7 protein-coding genes are annotated in these 7,363 nt (G+C 65.8%); 4 read left to right on the top strand and 3 right to left on the bottom strand.

The genetic code is table 11. The features are described 5' to 3' along the window. Positions 1–204: 204 nt before the first annotated feature. The 3 genes from A7D27_RS24145 to A7D27_RS24135 all read right to left on the bottom strand — a co-directional run bounded on the left by A7D27_RS24145 (position 205) and on the right by A7D27_RS24135 (position 2,680). Positions 205–579 carry a cupin domain-containing protein gene (locus tag A7D27_RS24145; RefSeq protein WP_069566344.1) on the bottom strand — a complete coding sequence of 125 codons (375 nt, stop codon included), beginning with the start codon at positions 577–579 and terminating at the stop codon, positions 205–207. 218 nt (positions 580–797) lie between these two features. Next, positions 798–1,928 carry a M14-type cytosolic carboxypeptidase gene (locus A7D27_RS24140; RefSeq protein WP_069566343.1) on the bottom strand — a complete coding sequence of 377 codons (1,131 nt, stop codon included), beginning with the start codon at positions 1,926–1,928 and terminating at the stop codon, positions 798–800. A 98-nt stretch (positions 1,929–2,026) separates the two neighbouring features. Further along, entirely contained in the window at positions 2,027–2,680 is a 654-nt protein-coding gene (locus A7D27_RS24135; RefSeq protein ID WP_069566342.1) for a YceH family protein, read from the bottom strand. 435 nt (positions 2,681–3,115) lie between these two features. Between A7D27_RS24135 and A7D27_RS24130 the strand changes: the two genes are divergently transcribed. The 4 genes from A7D27_RS24130 to A7D27_RS24115 all read left to right on the top strand — a co-directional run bounded on the left by A7D27_RS24130 (position 3,116) and on the right by A7D27_RS24115 (position 7,347). Beyond that, positions 3,116–3,646: a hypothetical protein gene (locus A7D27_RS24130; RefSeq protein WP_069566341.1), complete on the top strand. Its 531-nt coding sequence runs from the start codon at positions 3,116–3,118 to the stop codon at positions 3,644–3,646. A 284-nt stretch (positions 3,647–3,930) separates the two neighbouring features. Beyond that, a complete protein-coding gene (locus tag A7D27_RS24125; protein ID WP_069560219.1) occupies positions 3,931–5,001 on the top strand; it encodes a DUF2157 domain-containing protein in 1,071 nt (356 codons plus the stop codon). Continuing rightward, positions 5,001–5,798, top strand: coding sequence for a DUF4824 family protein (locus A7D27_RS24120; RefSeq protein WP_069566340.1), 798 nt, complete (start codon positions 5,001–5,003; stop codon positions 5,796–5,798). The genes A7D27_RS24125 and A7D27_RS24120 overlap by 1 nt, the downstream gene beginning before the upstream one ends. 64 nt (positions 5,799–5,862) lie before the next feature. Beyond that, entirely contained in the window at positions 5,863–7,347 is a 1,485-nt protein-coding gene (locus A7D27_RS24115) for a sensor domain-containing diguanylate cyclase (protein ID WP_069566339.1), read from the top strand. Positions 7,348–7,363 lie beyond the last annotated feature (16 nt).

Genomic DNA, 7,363 nt, shown 5'->3' with positions numbered 1-7,363 from the left:
AGTGCCAGGCCGTGTGGTGGGGGTTGTGGGGCGTTGGTGCGTGCAGGTCCGTTCCCGGGCTGAATGGGCGAGGCGTGCGTAGGGTGGACCGCGCTTTATCGGTCCACCATTGGCGTCGGGCTGGGCATGGCGGTTGGATGCGCGACGCGAGGGTTGGCTGGTGCGGGTAGCCCGGGCTTCAGCCCGGGACGGGCTGGCAGGCGGTCAGATCCAGACGTCGTTCTGCGCGGTGCGTTCGCCGCCTTCTTCGCCGGTGTTGATTACGCCTCGGGGCTCGATGAGCAGCATCTTCACTTCGCGTTCGGCATAGGGCTTGTGCTCGACGCCCTTGGGCACGACGTAGAGCTCACCGGGGCCGAGCAGGACGGCGCCGTCGCGGAGATCGATGCGCAGTTGGCCTTCGATCACCAGGAAGGCTTCGTCGGTGTCGGCGTGGGAATGCCAGATGAAGTCGCCTTCAATACGCACGACCTTGAACTGGTAGTCGTTCATTTCGACGATGACCTTCGGGGCCCACTGCTCGCTGAACAGGGAGAGCTTGTGCTGCAGGTTGATGCTCGGGTGGGTCGGCTGATGCACGGCGCGGCTCCTGGCTGACGGGGTGAGCTGTGAGGCTAGCGAGGGCCGTTGCGGTGCGCTTGTACGATCCTGCGGTTTTGTCGGCGGCGCGCCACTCGGCCACTCAGTGCGCTTTCGAAGCGGCTGTGGGGCCCGCAGCAGTTGCACGCCCTGGACGGTGAAGCGGCGAGGGCCTGGCCTGGTGTGCCCTCCCCGGCTGCCGGGGAGGGGCTTGGGGATCAGCGCAGGCGGTGGACCATGGCGGCGGCGACGCTGAGCACGTCCTGGCCGAGCTTCATGGATCGCTTGCCGTTCCAGCCGGTTTCCGGGGCGGGGTTGTCGTCGTGGTCCTTGAAGGGCATTTCGATGGTGAAGGACAGGCAGTCGAACGCCAGGCCGACGGCGTTGCAGGCCAGGGTGATGTTGGCCTGGCCGGGCTCGTCGCGGGGGTAGCCGTAGCGGGTCTGGAATTCGGCGCCCATGTCGACGAGGCGGCGGCGGAACTCTTCTTCCAGGGCGGCGAGGCGCGGGGTGTAGCCGGGGTTGCCTTCGCAGCCTGCGGTGAAGACGTGGGGGATTTCCTCATCGCCGTGGATGTCGAGGAACAGGTCGACACCGATGCGGCGCATCTGCTGCTGGACGAAGTGGACTTCAGGGGTCTCCGCTTCGCTGGCCGATTGCCAGGCGCGGTTGAGGTCCTTGCCGGCGGCGTTGGTGCGCAGGTGGCCACGGTAGGCGCCGTCGGGGTTCATGTTGGGGACGAGGTAGAGGTCGGCGGCGTCGAGCAGGCGCTCCAGCTCCGGGTCCTGGCACTGCTTGAGGCGCTCGATGATGCCTTCCATGAACCATTCGGCCATGTGCTCGCCAGGGTGCTGCTGGGCGATGATCCAGACGCGGCGCTGGGCCTGGGGGTTGCGGCTGACCTTGAGCAGGGGGATGTCGCGCCCTTCGAGGCTCTTGCCGGTGGCGACGATCTCGGCGCCGGCCGCTTCGACGGCCTGGCGGATGAGGGCGTCGTGGCGCGCGCGGCTGTAGGGCTCGAAGTAGGCGAACCAGATGTGCGACTGGGAGGGCTCCAGGCCGAAGTGCAGGCCGTTCTCGTCGAAGCGGCTGGGCACGCGGAACCAGTTGATCTGGTCATAGGAGGCGGCGGCGTTGTAGCCGGTCCAGGCGTGGGCGTAGGCGGACTGGCCGGCGTTGACCAGGCTGAAGTCGTGGCGGCTGCCGGGGGTCATGCCGTCGACCTTGAAGTGGAACCACTGGAAGTGGTGGCTGCGCAGGTCGGGGCGCATGGCGAGAAGGACGTGGCGGGGGTTGCTGGCGTCCTTGACTTCGATGTTGCCGCTGTCGAAATCGGCGCTGATCTTCATGGCTACCTCGGGCTGTGTCAGGGGTGCGCGCAAGAATGGCAGGTCGCCCGGTGCGGGCATATGCACCAGGCGACAAAGGCTTGCGTGATGGGGACGGATCAGTGGCCTTCGAGCCGGGAGAGGCGTTCTTCCAGTTCGGCGATGCGGGCTTCCAGTTGCTCGACGCGGCTCTCCAGGCCGGCGCGGGATTCGCTGCGCTCGGGGGCGTCCTGCCGGGTGGCGAGCAGCGCTTCGAGGTCGGCAGCCTCGCCCAGCAGGTGCATGAAGCGCTCTTCACGCTGGCCGCTCTGGCGCGGCAGCACGGTGGCCAGGCCACGGGCGGCGAGGCGGTCGAGGTGGTGGCGAACCTGATCCAGATCGTCGAACTCGTGCATGCGGCTGCTACGGGTGAGCAGTTCGCCAAGGGTCTGCGGGCCACGCAGCAACAACAGGCCGAGCAGGATGAGCTGCGGCTGGACCAGCTCGAGGGTCTTGTCGGCGCGCTGCTCCCAGCGGTCGGCGCGACTGCCCATTACCAGGCGAGCCAGGCCGCGCCCTTCAAGGGTGCGCATGCCCTGCCCCACCTGGCCGGCAGTGAGGTTCATCACCGGTTCGCGGCTGGTCTTCTGGTTGCTGGCCAGCACCAGGGCGTTGAGGGTCAGCGGGTAGGACTCGGGGGTGGTGGCCTGCTTCTCGATGAGGCTGCCGAGCAGGCGGACTTCGACGGCGCTCAGGGGCTCGTGGGTGAAGGGCGTTTCGATCTCGCTGGACATGGGGCCATCCATTGGTAGGAAAAGGCCCATAGCCTAGCAGGACGCCCGGCGGCTGCCTGCATGCGCGGCGCCCTGGTCCGGTCTGGCCGGCGCGCACCCGTCGCAACCCGCTGAATACCGCGTGCCCGCATATGGCGACAGACGTTCAATGATCCGAACATGAGCCTGCTACCGATGCCGTGTTTCAGGATACTTCCGGCCATTAAATCGAATTATTCGATTGTTATTATTCTGCGCAACAGTGTTTTTCATGGAGCTTATAGCGCTCTAAAAGAACCCAAAAATCAAATTAACCATCTGTTTTTAAAAGACAAATTAAGCACTATCAATGAAATCGATGGTCACCATTAGCCATCTCAACTTTTTTATCGATTTTATTTCTCTAACATTGCCCTCGTGTTCACTTTCAACCCCACTTTCCACGAGGAACCCACCATGAAAATGCGCATTCTTGCCAGCCTGTTCGCCGTCAGCCTGACCGCTACCGCCAGTGCCTTCGCCCTGCCCCAACAAACCCAGCAGGACTCGCTCCTGACCGCCGGTGCCGAACGCGCTGTGAATCCGCCGGTTGCCGAAAACGGCTCCGACCGCACCCTTGGCTTCCGCGTCGCTGAAGACGGCTCCGACCGCACTCCCGGCTTGCGCGTCGCTGAAGACGGCTCCGACCGTACCCCCGGCTTCCGTGTCGCTGAAGATGGCTCCGACCGCACCCCCGGCTTCCGCGTCGCTGAAGACGGCTCCGACCGCACCCCCGGCTTCCGTGTCGCTGAAGACGGCTCCGACCGCACCCCCGGTTTCCGTGTCGCTGAAGACGGCTCCGACCGTACCCCCGGCTTCCGCGTCGCCGAAGACGGCTCCGACCGTACCCCCGGCTTCCGCGTCGCTGAAGACGGCTCCGACCGCACCCCCGGCTTGCGCGTCGCTGAAGACGGCTCCGACCGTACTCCCGGTTTCCGTGTCGCCTGAGGCCGCACGGACCGGAGCGCATCCCGCTTGAGTCAATGTTGTCGCGAGGCCAGATCGATGCCTGAAACATCCAACGCTTGAAGGCGCCCTGACCGGCGCCTTCGGCGTTTATGGGCTTGGAACTTCCCATTGGCCAAGATCGACCGACGCCCCTGAGTGGACGTCATGTCAGGCTTTTGCCGCCCAATTTCGCCTGGGTTTTCTCAACTTCACGTCGGCCCGATTGCTCGGCTGCCCGACCGGGCCTAGAGTGCTCGGCGGCACCGCACGCACAAGGACCCGCCATGCCCGCCGTCACCCATGAGGACGCACAACGTCGCGCCGACGATATCCAGGCTTTCTACCGGGAGGTGGAACGTCTGCACGAGGAGCAGGCTCTGCTGCTCGACCCCGGCCAGCTCGATCAGCTCGGTGATCACCACCGCCAGGTGCTGGCCGACCTGCGCAGTCGCTACGACATCGACCATGACACCCAGACCCGTCGCCTGTCCCTGGGCATGCGCATCGCCTCGCTGCTGGGGGCGCTGGCCCTGGGCGCGAGCCTGCTGTTCTTCTTCTATCAGTTCTGGGGGCTGTTCAGCGAAACCGTGCAGGTGGCCATCCTGGTCGGCGCGACCCTGGGCACGCTGGGCCTGACCGCGCTGGTACGGCGCCACGACAGCACCGGCTATTTCAGCAAGCTGGCGGCCATGCTGGCCTTCGTCGCCTTCGTGCTGAACCTGGTGATGCTCGGGCAGATCTTCAACATCACCCCATCGGACAAGGCTTTCATCGCCTGGGGCGCCTACGGGCTGCTGCTGGCCTACGCCTGCAATGCACGCCTGCTGCTGGTGGCCGGGCTGCTGTGCCTGATGGCATTCATCTCGGCACGGGTGGGGACCTGGGGTGGCGGTTACTGGCTGTCCATGGGCGAGCACCCGGAGAATTTCCTGCCGGCGGCGGTGGCGGTGTTCCTCGTGCCGCAGTTGCTGTCCCAGGTGCGCTTCGGCGGCTTCGCCGCGACCTATCGCCTGGTGGGGCTGATCACCTTCTTCCTGGCCCTGCTGGTGCTGGCCAACTGGGGCCGCTCCAGCTACCTGCCCCTGGACAGCGACCTGATCGAGGGTGGCTACCAGCTCGGCGGCTTCGCCCTCGCGGCCCTCGGCATCTGGTTGGGCGCTCGGCGTGACTGGCCGGAGGTGATCAACGGCAGCCTGACCTTCCTGGTGATCTTCCTCTACACCAAGCTCTTCGACTGGTGGTGGGACCTGCTGCCGAAGTACCTGTTCTTCCTGCTGCTGGGTCTGATCGCCCTGCTCATCCTGGTGGTACTGAACCGCCTGCGCCGCAGTTGGCTGAAAGGAGGAGCCCGCTGATGAACAGCCTGAATCGCTATGCCCTCTCCGCGGCCCTCGGCCTGGTCCTGGTGGTCAACGGCCTGGCACTGGCCGGGGTCTGGTACAACCGCACCGGCAAACCGGACAGTCGCCTGGAACTGTCCCAGCGCGAGCTGAGCCGGGATTACTCGGATTTCGACTGGTCCGGTGAGAACAGCGGGCTCAGCCTGCGCCTGGACTGGCGCACGCCACGGGACGGGGACGAGCAGGAGATCCGCCTCGACCGTGCCGTGCTGGAGGAGATCGGGCTGCCTCTTGAAGGGCAGGAAGGCCACTACGAGACCCGCGAAAGCAGCACCTACGCCGTGCTCGAACTGGATGGCCCCGCCTGGGCCGCCGAGCTCGGCCGTGCCGAAGCCCGGCTGAAGGAGGCCCGCAAGGCCCTGGCGCGCAAGCGCAACGAGGAAAACACTGAACTGGAGGCCACGTATCGCAGCCTGTTCGAGTACGAGCGCGACCGCGCCAGCCGCCTGTTCGTGGTAGCCGCCGGTAGCGATGTGGAAGCCCTGCGCCAGCGCTACCCGGACCGCAAGCGCCATGCACTGGTGAGGGCCCGCCTTTACGCCTGGTACGACCACAACCAGACCCCGCCGCGCCTGCAAGCCCAGGTGAGCCGACTGGAAGTGGATGCGCTGCAGGTGCCTTATCGCTGGCGTCAGCAGGTGGAGGAGCGGCTGCCGGACGCCTACGACGAGCCGTTCAAGCCGATGCGCCTGAAAGTGGCCTACGGCAAGCGCCTGGAGCCCTGGATCGAGGACGTCAGCCTGCTGCGCTGAACGCCACGGATGACGCGGGCGGGGCAAGTGGCTAGCATGTGGCCACTTGCCCCAGGACGCTCCGATGTCAGCCCACCTGCCCCGCTTGCGTAACCAGCGCTTTCTCGTTGCCCTGCTCGTTCTCCTGCTGACCTGTGGCTTTGCTGTCACATCGCTGGTCAGCTACTACGCCTCCCTCCAGTCGATCCGCGACGGCATCGTCAACACCGAGCTGCCGCTGACCTCCGACAACGTCTATTCCGAGATACAGAAGGACCTGGTACGGCCCATCCTGATCTCGTCGATGATGAGCCGCGACACCTTCCTGCGGGACTGGGCCATGCAGGGCGAGCAGGACCCGGAGCGCATGACCCGCTACCTGCGGGAAGTCCAGGAGCATTACGGTGCCTTCACCAGCTTCTTCATCTCCGAGCGGACCCACACTTACTACCAGTCGCGCGGGGTGCTCAAACAAGTCTCCCGAGACGAGCCCCGGGACCTCTGGTATTACCGCGTGCGGGACATGGAGACGCCCTACGAGATCAACGTCGACGTCGACATGGCCAACCAGGACCGGCTGACGATCTTCATCAATTACAAGGTGCTGGATTACGACGGCCGCTTCATCGGCGCCACCGGGGTGGGTTTGACGGTGGACGCGGTGGTGAAGCTGATCGACGAGTATCAGCAGCGCTACCAGCGGACCATCTACTTCACCGACACCACCGGGCGCGTGGTGCTCACCAGTGCCCATGGCGGGCCGGCGGGCATTCGCGTGGGCCAGACGCTGGTTGATCTGCCGGGTCTGGCCCCGGTAGTACGGGCGGTGCTGCACCAGCGTGGCGGCAACCACCAGTACCGGGCCCCAGACGGCGAGCATTACCTCAACGCCCGCTTCATCCCCGAGCTGGACTGGTACCTGTTCGTCGACAAGACCGAAGAAGGCGCCCTGTCGCCGGTACGCAACGCGCTCTACCTCAACCTGGGCATCAGCCTGGCGGTGACCCTTGTGGTGCTGGTGCTGCTGTACCTGATGGTGCGCCGTTACCGCGACCGCATCGCCGCGCTGGCCACCACCGACAGCCTCACCGGGCTGCCCAACCGTCGCGGCTTCGACCTGCTGGCGGGCCAGGCACTGCAGGAGTCCCTACGCGACAAGCGCCCACTGACCGCCCTGCTGCTGGACCTGGATCACTTCAAGGAACTCAACGACACCCACGGCCACCTGGCCGGCGACCAGGTACTGCAAGGCTTTGCCGAGAACCTGCGAACGGGCGTGCGCCAGGCGGACATACTCTGCCGCTGGGGCGGCGAGGAGTTCATCCTGCTGCTCAAGGACACCGGCAGCGCGAAGGCGCTGCAGTTGGCGGAGAAGCTGCGGGAGCGAGTTGCCGAGACACACCATCACTTCGATGGTGGCGAGACGGCGGTAACCGTGAGCATCGGGCTTTCGGAACTACGCACCGGGGATACCCTGCACAGCCTCATCGCCCGCGCCGACCGGGCGCTCTACAGGGCGAAGCAGGCCGGGCGTGACCGCACCTGCAGCGAGCCCGGCGGACAGGACTGAGGGAAGGACAGCCTGC

The sequence above is a fragment of the Pseudomonas sp. 1D4 genome, from assembly GCF_001728925.1.
Lineage (GTDB): Bacteria > Pseudomonadota > Gammaproteobacteria > Pseudomonadales > Pseudomonadaceae > Metapseudomonas > Metapseudomonas otitidis.
Note: the sequence above shows the minus strand (reverse complement) of the source record. Positions and strands in the feature narration are given on the sequence as shown.